The 19,899-nt window shown below is 33.8% G+C and carries 19 protein-coding genes; 12 read left to right on the top strand and 7 right to left on the bottom strand.

What is annotated here, in order from left to right:
- Positions 1-3: 3 nt before the first annotated feature.
- The 4 genes from PSR14_RS26005 to PSR14_RS25990 form a co-directional block, all read right to left on the bottom strand.
- Entirely contained in the window at positions 4-1,959 is a 1,956-nt protein-coding gene (locus tag PSR14_RS26005; RefSeq protein ID WP_000145014.1) for an ABC transporter permease, read from the bottom strand.
- Positions 1,960-2,033: 74 nt separating this feature from the next.
- Positions 2,034-4,007 (bottom strand): FtsX-like permease family protein, encoded by a 1,974-nt coding sequence (locus PSR14_RS26000; protein ID WP_048557010.1) that lies wholly within the window; start codon positions 4,005-4,007, stop codon positions 2,034-2,036.
- A 94-nt stretch (positions 4,008-4,101) separates the two neighbouring features.
- Positions 4,102-5,124: a HAMP domain-containing sensor histidine kinase gene (locus PSR14_RS25995; protein WP_048557011.1), complete on the bottom strand. Its 1,023-nt coding sequence runs from the start codon at positions 5,122-5,124 to the stop codon at positions 4,102-4,104.
- Between the two features lie 2 nt (positions 5,125-5,126).
- Positions 5,127-5,822 carry a response regulator transcription factor gene (locus PSR14_RS25990; protein ID WP_000276737.1) on the bottom strand — a complete coding sequence of 232 codons (696 nt, stop codon included), beginning with the start codon at positions 5,820-5,822 and terminating at the stop codon, positions 5,127-5,129.
- A 207-nt stretch (positions 5,823-6,029) separates the two neighbouring features.
- Here PSR14_RS25990 and PSR14_RS25985 point away from each other — a divergent pair, with 207 nt between their 5' ends.
- Both PSR14_RS25985 and PSR14_RS25980 read left to right on the top strand, forming a co-directional pair.
- A complete protein-coding gene (locus PSR14_RS25985) occupies positions 6,030-6,302 on the top strand; it encodes an autorepressor SdpR family transcription factor (protein WP_098487220.1) in 273 nt (90 codons plus the stop codon).
- On the top strand, positions 6,299-6,934 hold the full coding sequence (locus PSR14_RS25980) for an SdpI family protein (protein WP_074531947.1): 636 nt from the start codon (positions 6,299-6,301) through the stop codon (positions 6,932-6,934). The genes PSR14_RS25985 and PSR14_RS25980 overlap by 4 nt, the downstream gene beginning before the upstream one ends.
- A gap of 42 nt (positions 6,935-6,976) precedes the next feature.
- On the opposite strand, the gene PSR14_RS25975 is transcribed toward PSR14_RS25980, so the two are convergent.
- Positions 6,977-7,849, bottom strand: a complete 873-nt coding sequence (locus PSR14_RS25975) for an AraC family transcriptional regulator (protein ID WP_048557013.1) — start codon at positions 7,847-7,849, stop codon at positions 6,977-6,979.
- Between the two features lie 305 nt (positions 7,850-8,154).
- Here PSR14_RS25975 and PSR14_RS25970 point away from each other — a divergent pair, with 305 nt between their 5' ends.
- Positions 8,155-8,925: an ABC transporter ATP-binding protein gene (locus tag PSR14_RS25970; RefSeq protein WP_000859654.1), complete on the top strand. Its 771-nt coding sequence runs from the start codon at positions 8,155-8,157 to the stop codon at positions 8,923-8,925.
- Positions 8,912-10,861 carry an ABC transporter permease gene (locus PSR14_RS25965; protein WP_098487221.1) on the top strand — a complete coding sequence of 650 codons (1,950 nt, stop codon included), beginning with the start codon at positions 8,912-8,914 and terminating at the stop codon, positions 10,859-10,861. Before PSR14_RS25970 ends, PSR14_RS25965 begins: the two co-directional genes overlap by 14 nt.
- A gap of 75 nt (positions 10,862-10,936) precedes the next feature.
- Here the strand turns inward: PSR14_RS25965 and PSR14_RS25960 are convergent, their stop codons facing one another.
- The gene (locus PSR14_RS25960) at positions 10,937-11,236 is read right to left on the bottom strand and encodes a YolD-like family protein (protein ID WP_000099615.1); all 300 of its coding nucleotides are present in this window, start codon (positions 11,234-11,236) and stop codon (positions 10,937-10,939) included.
- Between the two features lie 296 nt (positions 11,237-11,532).
- Positions 11,533-12,762: a helix-turn-helix domain-containing protein gene (locus PSR14_RS25955; protein ID WP_098487222.1), complete on the bottom strand. Its 1,230-nt coding sequence runs from the start codon at positions 12,760-12,762 to the stop codon at positions 11,533-11,535.
- Positions 12,763-13,132: 370 nt separating this feature from the next.
- Between PSR14_RS25955 and PSR14_RS25950 the strand changes: the two genes are divergently transcribed.
- From PSR14_RS25950 to PSR14_RS25915, 8 genes are all read left to right on the top strand, one after another.
- On the top strand, positions 13,133-13,711 hold the full coding sequence (locus PSR14_RS25950; protein ID WP_001176078.1) for a class I SAM-dependent methyltransferase: 579 nt from the start codon (positions 13,133-13,135) through the stop codon (positions 13,709-13,711).
- Complete coding sequence (locus tag PSR14_RS25945) at positions 13,711-14,301, top strand: DedA family protein (protein WP_000418914.1); 591 nt, start codon at positions 13,711-13,713, stop codon at positions 14,299-14,301. Before PSR14_RS25950 ends, PSR14_RS25945 begins: the two co-directional genes overlap by 1 nt.
- Positions 14,302-14,597: 296 nt before the next feature.
- Positions 14,598-14,945, top strand: a complete 348-nt coding sequence (locus PSR14_RS25940) for a YxeA family protein (RefSeq protein ID WP_048557016.1) — start codon at positions 14,598-14,600, stop codon at positions 14,943-14,945.
- Between the two features lie 75 nt (positions 14,946-15,020).
- The gene (locus PSR14_RS25935; RefSeq protein WP_000924671.1) at positions 15,021-15,200 is read left to right on the top strand and encodes a hypothetical protein; all 180 of its coding nucleotides are present in this window, start codon (positions 15,021-15,023) and stop codon (positions 15,198-15,200) included.
- Between the two features lie 388 nt (positions 15,201-15,588).
- Positions 15,589-16,599, top strand: coding sequence for an aldo/keto reductase (locus PSR14_RS25930; protein WP_000653984.1), 1,011 nt, complete (start codon positions 15,589-15,591; stop codon positions 16,597-16,599).
- A 17-nt stretch (positions 16,600-16,616) separates the two neighbouring features.
- Entirely contained in the window at positions 16,617-17,033 is a 417-nt protein-coding gene (locus tag PSR14_RS25925; protein ID WP_000024113.1) for an SRPBCC family protein, read from the top strand.
- Between the two features lie 177 nt (positions 17,034-17,210).
- Positions 17,211-17,981 (top strand): ABC transporter ATP-binding protein, encoded by a 771-nt coding sequence (locus PSR14_RS25920; protein ID WP_000855632.1) that lies wholly within the window; start codon positions 17,211-17,213, stop codon positions 17,979-17,981.
- Positions 17,968-19,872, top strand: a complete 1,905-nt coding sequence (locus tag PSR14_RS25915; RefSeq protein WP_098487223.1) for an ABC transporter permease — start codon at positions 17,968-17,970, stop codon at positions 19,870-19,872. Before PSR14_RS25920 ends, PSR14_RS25915 begins: the two co-directional genes overlap by 14 nt.
- Positions 19,873-19,899 lie beyond the last annotated feature (27 nt).

Raw genomic sequence — 19,899 nt, 5'->3', positions numbered from 1 at the left:
CCTTTAAAACTTAATATGGTGTGATAATTTTTGCATATAGAAGGAACGAATTAAAAGGAAAAATAAAATTTCAACTGTTCCAAAAATCATCAGTACGACTGTAATCTCAGCGAAGAACGAGAGATGTAAAACTTCTTGCAGCATCTTTGTCGCAAACATCGTATGAATTGATGCCATAATGTACGGGACAAAGAATAGAATCGCAAGTTGAATTGTAGCAGATCGTTTCATTTCGGCTTCTGTTAAACCAATTTTTGTAATCGTTACATACTTTTCTTGTTCATTTGTTAAATCTGTATGCATCCTGAAGTAAAGAACACTGCCAGCACCAATAAAGAAAATAACACCTAAGAAAGTACCAATTAAGAAGAACGAAGCGACATTTTGTTTTGTTGTGTATAGAGAATCGCTCGCTTCACTTGCATGGAAAGGCGGGTGCTCTGCTTGAATGTTGTTCCCGTCGGTATTAATTTTGTCTATGAATACCGCGCCGATGTTATTAGCTTTTTCCCAGTCCTTAACTTTAAAGCTATATACACTCATCTGTTTTGAAACAGTGGATAATGCTTCTACATTTTCATCAGATAGTATGAGCAATTGGTATATTAAGCGATTTGGGAATGGATTATAACTTTTATATTCTTTCACTTGTAGTTGTAAATTGTTTTGCGTAAGTGTAAGAGTATTTTTCTTGTCTTTATTGTGAAGCGTTCCAATAACTTGATCATCTAAGTCTTTCATAAGAATATAAGATTCATTCTTATTTACCGTGAGTGTCTCCCAATTTAAAGCTTTAGCAAGTACATTATAGTCACTTTGCTTAATGGCATAATAGAGCTGCGTGTTATTTTCAGCTGAAGATACTTCATATATATCCGTTTTAAATTTTGTATAAGTAAAGTGCTCTTCATTAAATTTTTGTTCTAACCAGTTTAAATGTTCATCCGCCAACGTATTTTCAGTATGTGATAAATATGTAAAAGGAAAAGGGTTTTCTCTTACTGTATCGAACTTCATAAATTTACCAAATCCATATAAGAATGTAATCATAGTAAAAGCAAGTGTTGATAGCATCGCTACAATAAAGAGCATGTTAATGTTTGTCCGAATGCGCGCTGCCAAATCAGAAATCCAAAGCATATTAATTCGCTTCATATAAAATGTTCTTCGCGTTTTTAATATACGAATGAGTAAAAAACTAATTTGTGAAAAGAAAAAGTATGTTCCAGCTGTAACAAGTGACGGAATGAGAAATATACTGGTGGCGGCGTACAAAAGCCCAACTACGTCGCCGAGCGACATGAAATATAGCGGATTGGCTGCTAGCACGTATCCAGATATTAAACATATCGCACCAAATAGAGAGATGAGCACAGATGCTTTTCTTTCTTTTTGTTTTGTTCCTTCTTTTAAAAGACGTACAGCCTTTCTCGTCCGAATGAGCATCGGCGTAAACGATGAGACGAGAATGAAGAGTCCTAGAAAAATGATCATAGTTAAAATAATGGCAGCTGTTGGCCAATATAAATATAAACCAGGAACATGTGTAATCTTGGCGGTAACTAATAAAAAGAACTGCGAGAAAACAAGTCCAAGTTGAATGCCGAAAAAGATGGAAAGAACACCAATTAGCATGTTTTCTAGAAATACGAGTCTCTTTAATTGTTTTTGGGATATGCCAAGTACTGTTAAAATCCCAAATTGCTTTTTTCGCACTTTTAAGAAAGTACCGATTGAATATAGTAAAAAGAAAAATGAAAAGAATACGATGACAATTTCTGAAATTGTCATTAATATGTTCAGAGCAGCATTCACGCCTGTCATATGCAATTTAGGATGAAATAAATAAACTGCAAACGAGAAAAAAATTGCAATGGAAAATGCACTGCTTACAAAATAGGCGAAATAAGCTCTGGCGTTCCTTGTGACGTTTTTAAATGCAAACTGCCAAAATGTCATTCACCTAAACCTCCTAATATAATGGGCATGAAAAAGGAGGGAAGAGATCCCACCTTTTTCATGTAATAACCTTTTTAATGTGTATCAGTATATTGTGATAACTTCTGCATATAAAGTGAGCGAATGAATAAGAAAAATACAATTTCAACGAATCCAAAAATAATAAGAACGGCTGAAACTTCTTTGAACAAAGATAAGCCAATTACATCTTGTAGCATTTTCGTTGCGAACATTGTATGAATGGATGCCATAATGTACGGAACGAAAAATAAAATACTAAGTTGTATGGTTGCAGATCGTTTCATCTCTGCACCTGTTACACCAATTTTAGAAATCGTTATGTATTTCTCTTGTTCGTTCGTCAAATCTGTATACATTCTAAAGTAAAGAACGCTACCGGCTCCAATGAAGAAAATAACTCCTAAAAATGTTCCAATTAGGAAGTATGCAGCACTACCAGATGTTATTCTGTATAACGATCCTGCTGATTCAAATAGTCGAATAAGAGTCCCTTCATATTGGGAGTTGTTGCGATCTTTTTGCACTTTTTCTATAAAAGTATCAGCAATTTCATATGTCTGTTCCCAATTTTGAATTTTATAATTATATGCCGATATATGCTTTACCGAGTTAGGTAAGTTGTTCACAACAATATCAGGCAAAACGATCGTTTGATATGAAAAGTCAGATGGAATTGCATGGATCTGTTCATAGCCTTTTACTTTTAATTTCGTATTTGTACTAGAGAGTGTAATGTAATCTCTTTTATAGCTTTGCTCAAATTCATTGAATATAGTGATATAAGACGTCCCCGTTAAAACATATGCCTCGTTATCATTTATAAATAGTTGTTTCATTCGTAAAGAATTCGCAAGTTTGTTATAGTCACTTTGCTTAATTGCGTATACGTCATTATAAATAGCTATACCTTTATCTTCTTCTAGCGGTGTTTCATACATATCAGCTGTTATTTTCTCATAAGGAAAATGCTCTTTTTTTAATTGTTGCTCAAGCCAATTTAAATGCTCTGTAACAAAAGGATTCGCATCATAAGAAAAATAAGAAATTGGGAAAGGCGAAGTTCGATTAACGTCTAGCTTAATAAATTTTCCGAACCCATATAGGAACGTAATCATTGTGAAAGCGATAGTAGATAGCATTGCTACAATAAAAAGCATATTAATATTCGTTCGAATACGGTTTGCTAAATCAGAAATCCAAAGCATATTAATACGTTTCATATAAAATTTTCTTCTTTTCTTTAAAATATGAATAAGTAAGAAACTAATTTGTGAAAAGAAGAAATATGTTCCGATTGTAACGAGCATTGGAATGACGAAAATACTTGAAACCATATATATAACACCTATTTGTGGGCTTACTGATACGAAATATTTAGGATTTCCAGCTAACGCATAGCCACCAAATAAACAAATCACACCAAATAAAGAAATAAGTATGGACGGTTTTCTTTCTTTTCGTTTTTTACTATTTATTTTTAAAAGGTGTACCGCTTTTTTTGTACGAATGAGCATCGGTGTCAACGTAGATACAACGATAAAAAGACTAAGGAAGACGATTGTCGTTAAAATAAAAGCGTTAATAGGTAAGTATAAATATATGCCTGGTACGTGCGTAATTTTTGCTGTGACTAATAAGAAAAATTGTGAAAATACAAGTCCAAACTGCATGCCGAAAAAGATAGATAAAATACCGATTAACATATTTTCCATGAAGACGAGACGGTGTAATTGTTTTCTCGATATTCCTAAAACGGTCAAAACGCCGAATTGTTTTTTTCTAACTTTTAAAAAAGTGCCAATGGAATATAGTAAAAAGAAGAAAGAAAAAAATACAATTACTACTTCTGAAAATATCATTAATCCTGAAATTTCAGAGACCGTGCCAAAGTTTTGTAATTTCGGATGGAATAAGTAAACAGCAAATGAAAAGAAAACGGCAATCGAAAAAGAACTACTTACAAAGTAAGCAAAATAAGCTCTCGAGTTGCGCGTGACGTTTTTAAATGCAAATTGCCAAAATGTCATAAATTATACCTCCGGTTAGAAGATATAGAAGTAGTTTTATTGCAAAAAATGTATGAGAGTGAGTTCTCATACATTTTGCTTGCATATGTCACGATCATGCTTCGGTCACCTTCTCCGTATATTCTGCTTGATTATTTGCAGCGTTGTGGAAGATGATTTTAATCGTCGTTCCTTTCCCAACTTCAGAATCTAGTTTGACAGAGTGACCTAAATAATCACAAATTTTACTTACGATATAAAGTCCCATACCAGTAGATTCTCCGAATGTACGACCATTTTTCCCAGTGTAAAACGGTTCGAATACTCGTCGAATATCTTCTTGCGGAATACCAACACCTTCATCACGAACTTCTAAAATAATATCTTTTCCGTTTCGATAAGCGGATAAGAATACTTTCTTGCCGCGCTCACCAGAGTAACGAACGGCATTTGTCATTAACTGATAGATGATAAATTTTAGCCATTTCGCATCAGAAGCAACCTGTAAATCAGAATGAACTTCTAAAACAGGGAAGACTCCGTTTCGGATAAATAGTTCTTTTAATCCATTAATATTTTTCGTTACCGTATCTTTTAATGAAATCGTCTCAACATGGAAGTCTTCATGGAAGTTATTTAACCTTGCCATGTATAAAGCCATATCAAGCCCTTGGTTTAGACGTTCTAATTCTTTTTTGAATTTCGGAATTAAATGTTCATCTTCCATTTCGAGTACCATAAGTTGCATAACAGAAACGGGCGTTTTCATTTGATGCACCCAGTGGTTAATGAATAATTGATGTTCTTGTTGTTTTACTTCGTACGATTGTAGTTCTTTTTGGAATAGACGATACTGCGTGCGCACGAGTTCATTTACACCGTGAGGCATCGGAGCAGTTGCTCTTTCAATAAATGCATCTTCCATTTTTTCTGGTTGTTCACTTAATCTATGGTACATTCTACGATTACGAACGTAACGGTAAGCGAGGAAACAAATAAATAAGTATAAACTTAAAACGACGAAGTAAAATTTATTATTTTGGAATCCATCTACTGCATCATACAGAACGAAAATGATACCGAAGTTTAATACGTACAGTAGAAAAAATGCAAAATGATCACGTAAAAATAGCTTCATGCTTATTCACTCCAAGTTGCGTTAAAACGATACCCAAGTCCGCGCACTGTTTCAATAGCATTTTCAATACCAAGCTCATTGAACTTTTTACGAAGACGCGTAATGTTTACGTTTAATGTGTTTTCTTCAACGAAGCTTTCGTCATCCCAAAGCGCAGCTAACAAATCTTCACGGCTCGCTGTACGAGGGAATTTAGATAATAACATTTCTGCTAAAATAGCTTCTTTCTTCGTTAAAAGAACTTGTTCAGATCCGAAGTGAATTTCAGGACGTTCTGGGAATAGTTTTAATCCTTCTACTTCAACGATACGCTCAGAAATGTTTGGTGCATAATCACCGTAAATACGGCGTAATTGACCTTTAATTTTTGCCATTACAACGTCGTAGTGGAACGGTTTTGTAATATAATCATCCGCACCGCTTTCAATCGCCATAATTTGTTCCATCTCACCAGCACGAGCTGAAATGAAAATAATTGGACAAGTAGATTCATGACGAATTTGGCGGCACCAGTAAAATCCATCGAATTTCGGTAAGTTTACATCAAGTAAAACAAGATGTGGTTTCACAGCGTTAAACGATTCCATAATATCATCGAAATTCTCTGCAACAACAGCTTCATAGCCATATTTTTGAATGTGAGATTGTAGTAATGATGAAATATTTGGATCGTCTTCAACGATTAAAATTTTATACATATGTATATTCCTCCTAAAAAACAATTGTAGCTATAGTGTATCATGTGTTTTAAGTCTTTTCATTATGTTGAAAGATAAGCTAATAAACAGTATAGGTCAAAAGCGGAGAAAGTAAAAAGGGCCTCGTATATAATTGACAATTAACTGAAAACATTTTAACATTTAGATAAATATCTAAATGTCTAATTAGTGAAAGGAAGAAAGACATTGAATCAAGCATTCAAAGCATTAGCAGATCCAACAAGGAGAAAAATTTTGGACTTATTAAAAGAAGGTGTTCTAACCGCTGGTGAGATCGCTGAACATTTCAATATGACAAAACCAAGTATTTCACACCACTTAAACGCACTTAAAAATGCTGAACTTATTCAAGATGAAAAGAAAGGGCAATTCGTTGTGTACTCTTTAAACACAACTGTATTTCAAGATTTGTTGACTTGGGTGTTTACGTTTACGAATAAGGGGGAAGAGGGGAAATGAGAAAACATCTTTTTGCAATCTTATTAACTGTTATAACTTGTTTAGCTTGGGCGTTTGCTTGGCCACATTTGCCGGATACAATTGCAACGCATTGGAGCGGAGGTAAGGTAGATGGATATTCTTCTAAATTATATGGAATGCTTTCTATGGTTGGAATTATGATTGTTTTATATATTTTTTTAAACGTGTTACCAAAGATTGACCCAAAGAAAGCAAATTACGAGAAGTTCTCTAAAGCTTTTATGATGATGAATAACGGGATACTACTGCTACTATTTATAGGGAATATAGATATTATTACAAGTGGATTAGGATACAACTTATTCATTAACCGTGTGCCGGAATTATTAGTTGGTATTTTATTTATAGTCATCGGAAACTATTTACCACAGTGCAAACCAAACTATTTTGTAGGTATAAAAACGCCGTGGACGTTAAGTAACGAAGAAGTGTGGAGAAAAACGCACCGTTTTAGTGGAAAGGTGTTTGTTATATTAGGAATTATTATGATTTTAAGTGTTTTTGTACCAGTAACGTGGAAATCTTTCGTAATGGTTGTAGTTATTATTGGTGCAGTAGGATTAACGATGGGATATTCCTATGTCGCTTATAAAAAAGAACTAAAAATGTAAAATAAAGCTGCTTTTCCTTAAAAGGAAAAGCAGCTTTATTTTTTATTTCCTCAAAACCGGTATCCAGATTTCACTTTTAAAGTTTGGAGAAGATATATCTTTCTGTTCATTCCATAATATCTCCGGTCCTTCCGCTAGTTCAAAGTTCGAAGAAGGGAACCATTCAGAATAAATACGCCCCCATACATTTTGTAGTGCATCCGGAAATGGACCAACAGCTTCAAATATAGCCCACGTTGAAGCTGCAACTTCAAGTTGCGCAAATTGCTCTGGGCAATCTTTCATTGTGGCTACGCCAATATAGTGATCAAGTTCTCCTTTTTCCTCCATTCTTCCTTCAGAAAAGTTAGTAGAAGCACTAATAATTCCAGTAGGTTCCATATTTGAAAGTGACTTTAAAGTTTGAATGACATCTGGATTTAAACTTTTCCACATAGAAGCAATTTCTTCATTTACACCGTTAAATACAATCGGTACGCGTTTTGTAATACCTATAATTCGAAATGGTTCTTTTTCTTCAATTCGATAATTCATTTCATTTCCTCCTTGGATGGATAATTGGAAGGTCATTGGTGAATAGGCTTTTAGGGAATGACTACTATTTCGGGCCTCTGAAGGTGTTATGCCGTGCAAGTTCTGAAAGGCACGCGCAAAAGAATCTGGTGAGTTGTACCCATATTTGATAGCGACATCAATGACTTTTGCATCGCTATTTTTTAGTTCAAAAGCAGCGAGAGTCAGACGTCTACAACGAATATATTCTGATAGTGATATGCCAGCTAGAAAAGAAAACATTCTTTTGAAATGATATTCCGAGCAGTAAGCTAGCTTCGCAACTTCTTTAAAATTAATTTCATTTGTTAGGTTGTTTTCAATATAGTGCATTGCAGCATTCATATTTTTAAGTGAATCCATATGATGACCTCCTCTGTACATAGAATAGCAGGAACGAAATAGCTCCATCCGACATTTCGTGCACAACTTTGTAGGGTACATTTTGTACCTTACAAAATTGTAATGTTCCTGTAAGGAGAATGAATGGATGGCATGATATCCCAATGTTATAGTAACAAAGTACTTTGATTCATTAGGTTAAATTTTGATTTCTTTGCTTACTGGTCTTACATAACTGTCATGTTTGTGTAAGAAACATCGATAGTGGAAAAAGTAGAGAATGTATATAGTGAAAATAGAGAATAGATGAAATGAGGGATGTCGAGATGAAAACAGTGTTAGAAGCAAAAAATATTGAAAAAGTGTATGACACGGGTGGTAATAAATTTGCAGCGTTAAAAGGTATTAACTTACAAGTAAAAGAAGGTGAGTTCGTTGGAATTATGGGACCTTCTGGTTCTGGAAAGACGACTTTACTAAACGTTCTTTCTACAATTGATAATGCGACGAACGGTGAAATTTTAATTGATGGAAAAGATATTGTGAAAATGAATGATGATAAGTTAGCGTTATTCCGCCGCGATCATTTAGGTTTCATTTTCCAAGATTATAACTTATTAGATACGTTAACTGTAAAAGAGAACATTGCGTTACCTCTTGCGTTATCAAAGGTGAAAGCGAGTGAGATTGATCGCCGCGTTCTTGAAATCTCAAAGAAATTCGGTATTGATCATATTTTAAGTCAGTTCCCATATCAAGTATCTGGTGGACAGAAGCAAAGATGTGCGGCATCACGTGCAATCGTTACAAATCCAAGTATGATTTTCGGGGACGAGCCAACGGGAGCACTTGATTCGAAATCAGCGACAGATTTACTTGAAAGTATGAAGTCGCTAAATGAATATGATAATTCTACAATTTTAATGGTAACGCACGATGCGTTTGCGGCAAGTTACTGTAAACGAGTTATTTTCATTAAAGATGGTGAGTTATATAAAGAATTGCACCGCGGCGAGTTAACGCGTAAACAGTTCTTCCAACAAGTCGTTGATGTAATGTCTTCTATTTCCGGAGGTATGGCTGATGACCTTATCTAGCATTGCCCTCCGCAACATACAGCGGAACTTTAAAGACTACTTTGTATATTTTGCATCTATGATTTTTAGTATCGTTATTTACTTTACATTTAAAGCACTGCAATATAATTCACAAATGGAAAAAGCAGCGGAAGCTTCTAAAAAAATTAGCGGGGCATTCCAAGTTTCCAGTGTGATGCTTATCATTTTCGTAGCGGTGTTTATTATATATTCGAACGGTTTCTTTACAAGAAAACGTAAAAAAGAAGTTGGACTCTATTCCTTATTAGGTATTCGTAAAAGACAAATTGGTAAAATGCTCTTTTATGAAAATATGTTAATGGGGTTAATGTCTTTAATTATCGGGATTGCGATTGGTAGTGTCCTTTCAAAATTATTCCTTGAGTTATTAGTAAATATGATGGGATTAAATTTAAATGTTCATTTTGAAGTACCGATGGCTGCCATTATTGATACAGCAATTATTTTCTTTGTGATTATTTTATATACATCACTTCAAGGATATCGTTTAATTTATCGATTCAAGCTAATTGAACTTTTCCGTGCAGAACGTGAAGGAGAAGCAATGCCGAAGGGCTCTGTTATTATGGCATTCATTTCAGTTTTCTTAATCGGTTCAGGTTATTTCTTAGCGCTAATGTACATGAAAGCAGTTATGTATGCAGACTTTATGGTCGTTGCATTATACATTTTATTAGCGACAGTAGCAGGAACTTATTTATTGTTCATGTTCTTCACAGTATTTATATTGAAACGTGCGAGAAATAATAAATCAGCGTTTTATAACGGTATGAATATGGTAACGACATCACAGTTACTCTATCGCATTAAAGGAAATGCGAAATCACTGGCGACAATCGCTATTTTAAGTGCAGTAACATTAACGGCGGTTGGTACGTCAGTTACGATGTATTACAACACATTTACGCAATCAAAAGTTGCTGCGCCGTATAGTTATTCCTATGAGAAAAAAGATGCAGCATTAGATAAAAAAGTAAATGAAATACTTGCTGGAGAAAAGAATAATCATCCAGTCACATATGAATCAGAAGTTGAAATGATTCCTGTGAAAGGAACATTTAAAGGTGAAAGAGCGGATCAAGTTCTGAACACACACTATAATGTGACGAAGCAGTACCAGCTTATTTCTCAATCAAACTTTAATACAATCGTGAAACATTTAGATATAGAACCTGTAAATTTAAGTGCGAATGAAGCTTTTGTATATGATAGCTTATATATTGAAACACTTGATTTTGGTCCTCTTTACACAGGAAATACAGCTGTATTCCCTGTTGGAAATGAATCGAAAGAGTTAAAGATTAAAGGTGTAAATAGTAGAAGTGTTACAAACTTAAATGAATTATTTGTAATCGTTCCAGATCAAACATATGAGCAGGCGAAACAAGTAAACGAAACGCGCACTGTAAAAAATATTGATGTAAAAGGTGAGCGAAATAGTAAAGAGTTAACAGCGAAATTAGCAAGCGTTATGCCAGCTGGTGAATCAGAAGTTTTAAAACCATTTAACGATTTCTATACAGGATTCCAAATGGGGCTTGAAACGACAGGCTTAATGATGTTTATTGGGTTATTCTTAGGATTAGTCTTCCTATTAGCGACAGGCTCAATCATTTACTTTAAACAATTAACAGAAGCAAGTGCTGACCGTGATCGTTACATTGTCCTTCATAAAGTTGGTGTAACGAAGCAAGAAATGAAGAAAGCTATCGCAAAACAAGTAAGCTTTATCTTCGCTATTCCGTTAGTAATCGGAATTTTGCACAGCTTGTTTGCACTAAAAGGTTTAGGGAACATATTACCGTATGAAATCATGATCCCACTCCTAATTAGTATTGGAGTATACGGCGCTATTTATATCGGATATTACTTCTTAACAGTTCGTTCTTATTATAAGATTGTGAGTGCGAAATAATAAGTGAAGCTGTGAGGAAGGAAAAAGCCATTTACCTAATTTTTATAGGTGAGTGGCTTTTTTGTATAGAAATAATTAACGTGCATCAATTATGTCGATGAAACTAAAGGTATGTTTACGGCCAAAGGTATCTATACATATTAAAGAACGTTTCAAAGGGTTTAATTCAATTACAGTCATATACATTGTAGGGAAATAATTATCTTTATAATAAGTGACCAATATTTGTTTTTCTGAAATGAATGAGCGTAATAAAGTGTCTTCAATTCTTTCTCTATCATCGTATGATGATACTTTTCCCGATTCTTTCATGTGAGCAGATTGTTTAGACATACTAGTCAATTGAACCGATTTTGATATATTTGTACTACTCATGCTTTCTATTCTCCTAACAATATATTTTCTATATAGGAAGGTTAATCACTATGGAAGTAACTACTGCTGATCATTCCGAAGTACCTTGTGTTAGTTTTATTATGTCTGATTGGGAAGCGAATTTGCTTAGTACTAAAAAATTATCAAATTCATTCACTTATTTATAGTAATTTATTTGTCATTTTTGTACTTTTTTGAAGAGGATTAAAACTTTATTTTGGATGAAGGAGAGGAAATCAAATGGAGGAAGGTGAGCAAGTATGACAACTATCTCACCCTCTATTAAGAAAGCGTTTTTATATAACGGTATGATTTTCACGATATTGTCTAGGAGTCATGTTAGTAATTTTTTTGAAGACTCTCGTAAAATAGCTTTGATCATTAAAGTTGAGCCAGGCACAAATATCTGATAGTGGGTAGGTCGTTAATGTTAATAACTTTTTGGCTTCTTCTACTCGTTCCCTCTGGATGTATTCACTTAAAGGAATTCCCACTTCTTTTTTAAATAGCTTTGATAAATAAGTAGGGGAAATATGTAAAAGGTTAGCAAGGTCATTAAGAGTTATTTCATCGTAAATATGTTTGTGAATATGATTTAGGCATGTAGTAATGGCATTAGAATATGCTTGATTATTATATTCTTTTACACGTTCTGCAAAAGTACATAATGCATCTTCAATTAATCTATTTACGGAATACATGTTGTCTAGTTTTTCAATGGTTTGAATATATAAAGTACCGAGTGAAAAAGCAATATGTGATGGAAGATTACCATCTATCGCATATCGAATAGCTAGCGTAATGGCGATAATGCCATTATTTTTTGGGTTTCTTAGTTGATCTCCTTTAGATGAAATTGCTGAATCTTCTTGCGGGAAGGAATATGCATATTGTATGACTTTTTCTTTATTGCCTTCTTTAATTGCAGAAAAAAATTTACGTTCCAATGATATGTCATAATGTTGCGGATCATGCCGAAGACGTTTTGAAATGTATAGATCAGGATTTACGATTTTATAAGAAACATCTTCGAGCAATTTATTTTTTTTCCAAACAATATCGCGATCTAATTTTTCATTGAAAATGACGTAATGTAACCAAATACTTATATCAATTAGTGTACTTTTTTTCATCTCGGGTAGAAATTGATAGTAGTCTATTCCTTGCTGCGTTTTATCATTACAGTTGAAATACTTCATAAGTTTAATAGCCATTTCATCTGATACTTTTGGGTAAGTGGTAGGGCCGATTATAATCGTTCCTTTTATATGTTCATGATTTGTTATATGAATGCTAATGAAATTCTCAAGATATTTATTCCCTTTGAAAATTGGAAAATTACAAGGAGCATTTTCTTGATAAAGTTCATTCAGATGTTCTTCTTTAGAAGTATAAAAAGGACTACCAATCGTATGAGAAGTAGATTCATATACAATTTTTTTATTAGTAGCTAAAAATTGAACAGGTACATGAAAAGTGCTATGTACAAGGTCGCATAAGTGCTGTATGTCGATATAATTATTCATAATCTTCTCCTTTTAAATCTTTTTGAAATATATTTGAACCTATATTCGTTTCTACAAAATATAAATTTCTTATTATTTGAATTTCTTTGCTCATACAAAATAATTACATATGTTGGATAATAATGAAAGGTAATTGACAGATTTATTTCTACAGATGTTGTATGAAAATAGACGTAGTGATGGTACCTTCCATAAAGTTCTTTTTATATCTATTATACCAAATTAATAAATATAAGAGAGATGTTTATATATAAGAACAAATGATATATTCTTCATAAAATTTTAAGAAATCTCCTCAATTTTTGTTAAGAAACGATAGTTATACTTAGAAACAAGTTAAAAACTATTGAACGAATGGGGAGAGGTTTACATGCAGCTCATAACATTCTTACATGAATTTATTAAACATCCGAAACATACTGGTGCAGTTGCGCCAAGTTCAAAAATATTAGCAAAGAAAATGGTAGATGTAATTGATTTTAATAAAGCAAAATGCATTGTAGAGTTAGGGCCTGGTACAGGGGTTTTTACGAAGGAGATTATGAAGAGAAAAAAGAAGGGAACAATATTTCTTCTTATTGAAATAAATGAAGTGTTTTGCAAAGAGCTAAAGAGAAAGTTTAAAGATGAGCAGAACGTCATTGTTGTGCACGGTTCAGCTGAAAATATAAAGAAGTATATGGAAGAGTTTCATATAGAATGCGTGGATTATGTCTTATCGGGATTACCTTTTACCTCTTTACCAGAAGAAGTTTCAAAACGCATTTTAAATAATGTAATGGAAGCAATACATGAGAATGGGGAATTCATAACATTTCAATATTCACTTGTGAAAAAAGGATTTATACAGCATTTCTTTCCTCAAATTACATTAGAAAAAGTGTGGCTCAATTTCCCGCCAGCGTACGTCTTTAGCTGTAAAAAAGAGCTAAGGAGAGTATATGCATAATGGAATTGCATGAATTATTATCCTATATTGAGCAGTATGGTTATTGGGCGTTATTTTTCTGTTTATGGTTGGGTATTATCGGTATGCCAATTCCAGACGAAATGATTGTAATGAGTGGCGGATTTGTCTCTTCACTAGGGATATTAAGTATCATTCCTGCATTTTTATTAACGTATTTAGGAGTTGTATCCGGACTTTCTTTAGGTTATATACTAGGGAAAATATTTGGTACAAAAGTACTTCATAAACTAATGAAAAAGAAAAAGGCAAAATATCTTTTGAAATCTCAACAAATGGTAGAGAAATATGGTCATTATGCGTTAGTTACAAGTTACTTCATACCAGTTGTAAGACATATTGTACCGTATGTAGTTGGAATGAATAACATGTCATTTCGGATATATGCTGTGTATTCCTATACGACAGGATTTGTTTGGACGCTCATTTATTTTGTGCTCGGTTCTTTATTCGGACAACATATTGAAAGAATTGTAGCAGTTGCGATAGAGTATGGTGTGTATTTTGGCGTAATTGTCGTTTTAATTGGCAGTTTGTTTTATGTAAAAAGAAGTGCAGTAGTGAGTAAGTAGCGGAGGCTGTTCCAAAATCCATTTTGGACAGCCTCTTTTGTTGTTTCTACTGTCAGTTTTTGTCGGTAAGTCGATATTCCTTGTCGAAACGTCGATATATTGAAAAAATCGTTGATATATTTTGAGTTGTGTTCGATATATTTGAAAAATCGTCGATATAATTTCATGTACCTAGATGTAACGCCACATTTCTTCTACATTAAGAAAAAGTTAAGAAACAGTACGAGTTTTTATTAAGAAATGCGCTCTATACTTAGAAATGTTCTCAAGAAAACATAATGAAAGGCGGAATATAGATGAAAAGATTTATTTTTGGATCATTACTTGTTATCGTCGCAGGAGCGGCATATTTATTAAGTGGGAGTGCTACAGTAGATTCCATGAACCCGTTTCTTAAATTAGAATATCGTTATGCCGTAATTGATAACGATGGAAAAGATTTAGGTGGAAATAAAGGCCGTGCATACACAGTGAACACATATGATAAGGATGGAAACGAAAAAGAGATAACAATTGATGGAGTGGATACATTGCAAAAAGGTTCATACTGGCATGTAATTACGAGAGGAAAGTCTGTGCACGATAAGGTACAAATAGAAGAAGAAATAATTCCTGACGGTGCAAAGGCAAAGTTAGGATTGTAAATATAAACCCGATTCTCGATGAGAGAATCGGGTTTGTTATTTTATGGTAAAATTTAAAGGGGAGGAGTGAGAGGAATGCTACTCATTGTTAGCCTTATTTTAATTGGAATCATGTGTAGTATGAGAATAGTATCATTACATATGATAGAACGAGAAAAGATAGAAGAACGATACGTATATTGTCCAAAATGTGATGCGAAAATTAGAAAAGGGAATTCTGCTCCTTTTTGTTCGAAATGTAATGTAATCTTTTAAAGAAGGTAAAAAGGCCAAAACGAACATATTTCAGTTCGTTTTGGCCTTTTTTGAATGAAGAGTAATAACAAATTTCTATGTTCCACTCATAATTTCTACGGTTATCTCCGCAAAAATAGGTTTTTTTTATAAAATCATTTTATTTTGGAGCTACAGACGTTGAAACATAAAATTGTTACTTATTAGTATCTATAACACTTTAAAGTGCGTACTTTTTATTGTGTTGTAGATAAGACATAATTACATACGTGAGAGGGAAATGAGTAGTGTAGAACTAAAAAGCATATACGTTATTTTTCATAACTATCGTGCTTTAATCGGTCAGCCCTTGTCACATTAATTGATATTCATTCATCATTTTTAAATAGATTTTAGGAGGAGATTTTAAATGAAAGATTTATTAAAAGGTACACTTGGTTTTGGTACGGCACCACTAGGTAATATGTACCGTAATATTCCAGAGGAAGAAGCAATCGCAACAGTGGATGCTGCTTGGGATAATGGTGTTCGTTACTTTGATACAGCTCCACTGTATGGATCTGGTTTAGCAGAGATTCGTCTTGGTGAAGCACTATCGAAAAGAAATCGTGATGAGTACTTCTTAAGTACAAAAGTAGGTCGAATTATTTCAGATGAATTGGAAGATCCATCTACACGTGATTTAGGTGAAAAAGGCGGACTTTTCGAATTTGGTCGTAAAAATAAAATCATCAACGACTACAGTGCGGATGCAACTCTTCGTTCTATTGAAGATAGTTTAAAACGTTTAAAAACAGATCGTCTAGATTTTGTTTATATTCATGACGTAGCACAAGATTTTTATGGAGATGAGTGGATTTCACAATTTGAGATTGCTCGAACAGGAGCATTCCGTGCACTTACTCAATTGCGTGATGAAGGTGTAATTAAAGGCTGGGGCCTTGGAGTAAATAAAGTAGAAGCTATTGAACTTATGCTGGACTTAGAAGAAGCAAAACCAAATGTATCTTTATTAGCTGGTCGCTATTCATTATTAGACCACGAGCGTGCGTTAGAACGCGTAATGCCTGCGGCTGTAAAAAACAATATGGACATTGTTGTTGGTGGACCATATAGCTCAGGTGTTCTTGCTGGAGGTACTCACTTTGAATACCAAAAAGCGTCACCAGAAATCATTGAAAAAGTTAATAAAATGAAAAACCTTGCCGATCGTCATGGAATCAGTATTAAAGCTGCTGCTTTACAGTTTTCACTGGCTAACCCAGCGGTTGCTGCTGTTATTCCAGGTGCAAGTAAACCGGAACGAATTGCAGAAGACCAAGCTGCATTGAAAACAGTGATTCCAGCAGCGTTCTGGGAAGAAATGCGTGAACAAAAATTAGTTGCAGTTAATGCACCACTACCAATTAACGTTAAATAAAAAGGAGAGTAATGAAAATGGCAAATACTATTACATCTATTGAAATTCCAGCTTCACCTGCCCAAGTATGGCAATTAATCGGAGGTTTTGATGCACTTCCAGATTGGTTACCATATATCCCTAGCAGTAAAGTAACGGAAGGTGGACGTGTACGTCATTTAGCTAATCCTGATGGCGATGCAATCGTAGAGCGCTTAGAAGCATTTAATGAGAAAGAACGTTACTACACATATTCAATTATGCAAGCACCATTCCCTGTGACGAATTATTTATCTACAATCCGTGTTAAAGAAGGTAAAGATGCTAACACATCATTAGTTGAATGGTCTGGTAGCTTCACTCCTGTAGCGGTTACTGATGAAGAGGCAATTAATCTATTCCATGGCATTTATAAAGATGGTTTAGAGGCGTTACAACAAACATATTTAGCTTAATCAATTTATTAAACATTTGAAAGTCTGCAGTGTAACAACTGCAGACTTTTTTGATTATGGAATTTCTTTTTAAGAAAATATTAAGAAACCCTAGCACTATTTGTTAAGAAAATGTATCTATACTGAATTCTGTTGCTTAAAGAGAACATCACGAATTATAACAGGAGGTACAAATAGATGAAAACAATGTTAGAAGCGAAAGGGATTTCGAAAATATATGATACGGGCGGTAATACGTTTGAAGCGTTGAAGGATATTCATTTACAGGTGAAAGAGGGAGAATTTGTTGGCATTATGGGACCGTCTGGTTCTGGTAAGACGACACTTTTGAATGTCCTTTCTACTATTGATACAGTTTCGAAGGGTGAGATTTTAATTGATGGAAAAAATATTGTGAAGATGAATGATGATGAATTGGCGTTATTCCGACGTAATCATTTAGGGTTTATTTTTCAAGATTATAACTTATTAGATACGTTAACGGTACGAGAAAATATTGCATTGCCACTTGCTTTGTCAAAAGTGAAGGCGAAAGAAGTAGAATCTCGCGTTGAGAAGATTGCGAAGAAGTTTGGAATAGATCATATTTTAAATCAGTATCCGTATGAAGTATCCGGTGGACAAAAACAACGCTGCGCAGCATCAAGGGCAATTGTAACAAGTCCAAGTATGATTTTTGGAGATGAGCCAACTGGTGCGCTTGATTCAAAGTCAGCGACGGATTTATTAGAAAGTATGAAGACATTAAATGAAAAAGATCTTGTAACGATTTTAATGGTAACGCATGATGCGTTTGCGGCAAGTTATTGTAAACGTGTTGTATTTATTAAAGATGGAAAGTTATATAAAGAATTACATCGTAAAGGGATGACACGAAAACAGTTCTTCCAGCAAATTATTGATATGATGTCTTCCATATCTGGAGGTGCGACAAATGAGCTTATCTAGCATTGCACTTCGTAATATAAAACGAAATTTTAAAGATTATTTTATATACTTTGCCTCTATGATTTTTAGCATCGTCATTTATTTTACGTTTAAGGCGTTGCAATACAATTCACAAATAAGTGAAGCTGGAGATAACATCGGACGAGGATTCCAGCTTGCGAGTGTTATGCTCATTATTTTCGTTGCGGTATTTATTATATATTCGAATGGTTTCTTTACACGAAAGCGTAAGAAGGAAATAGGTCTTTATTCTTTACTCGGTATTCGAAAGAAAGAAATAGGTAAAATGCTTTTTTATGAAAATATGTTAATGGGTTTATTATCGTTAGTAATCGGAATTGTAATTGGTAGCTTACTTTCAAAAGGATTCCTAAAGCTACTTGTAAATATGTTAGAGCTACATGTAAATGTTCATTTTGAAGTACCAATTGGAGCTATTATAGATACAGCAGTTATTTTTTGTTTCATTATTTTATATACGTCATTTAAAGGATACCGCGTTATTTATCAATTTAAGTTAATCGAGCTATTTCGTGCAGATAACGAAGGCGAAGTTATGCCAAAAGATTCTAAAATAATGGCTATCATTTCTTTATTATTAATTGGATCAGGTTATTTCTTTTCAGTAACGGCTATTAAAAATGCAAGCAGCGATAACTTTATGCCACTTGCGCTTTATATTGTATTAGCAACAGTACTTGGAACGTATTTATTATTTAGGTTCTTTACTGTTTTTGCATTAAAAAGAGCGCGAGATATAAAATCTTCATTTTATAATGGAATGAAAATGGTGACGACATCTCAATTACTATACCGCATTAAAGGAAATGCAAAATCGTTAGCGACAATTGCTGTATTAAGCGCAGTAACGTTAACAGCGGTTGGAATGTCTGTTACGATATATTACAACACATATATGCAGGCGAAGAAATATCACCCAGTTAGTTATTCATATGAAAAGAAAGATATAGAATTGGATCGTAAGGTGAGTGGGATTTTAAAAGAAGGAAAGAATGAAGTCATTCATCAATATGAATTAGAGACAGTAAAAGTAGTAGGAGAATACGGTGATGGAACTTCATTACAATCAAGAACAACAGAACTTATCGCACAATCATCATTTAATAAAATTGCAAAATATTTAAATGAAGAAACTTTAGATTTAAAGAAGAACGAATTGTATGCATTTGATGGTATGTACAGTGAAGGTAAGAGAGATAGTGGGGTATATAAAAATCGAAAAGCTACATTCCAAATTGAAGAAGTAGCACCAGTACAAGTGAAAGATGTACAAGCAAAAAACATTACAAACTTATATGAACTTCTAGTTGTTGTTCCAGACGAAGTATATGAGCAAGCAAAGAAGACAATTGGCTCTCATACTGTAAAAAATATTGATGTGAAAGATGAAAGAAATAGTAAAGTATTAACGGAGAATTTAAAGAAAGTAATACCGGAAGAAGATGCAGAAGGTAAAGAACAATTCAGTGATTTCTATACTATTTTCCGTGATGGTATTGAGGTATCAGGTTTAATGATGTTTAGTGGTATGTTCTTAGGACTTGTATTTTTACTCGCAACAGGGTCTATCATTTACTTCAAGCAATTAACAGAAGCACATGCAGATCGTGAGCGTTACATCGTTCTTCGAAAACTAGGTGTCACGAAAAAAGAAATGAAAAGGGCAATCGCAAAACAAATGAGATTTATTTTCTTCATTCCTTTAGTAGTTGGCATATTACACACTTTATTTGCATTAACAGGATTAGCGACAGTACTTCCGTATGAAATTGCAGTTCCGTTGTTAATTAGCATCGGCGTGTATAGTGTTATTTATATTGGTTATTATTTGTTGACGGTTCGTGCTTATTTTGGGATCGTTAGTAAATAGAAAAGAGAGAAAGAGAGCATAGTGAAA

This window comes from Bacillus sp. A01H, from assembly GCF_045277205.1.
GTDB classification, from domain to species: Bacteria; Bacillota; Bacilli; order Bacillales; family Bacillaceae_G; genus Bacillus_A; species Bacillus_A paranthracis.
This window is presented reverse-complemented; position numbering and strand designations above follow the sequence as displayed.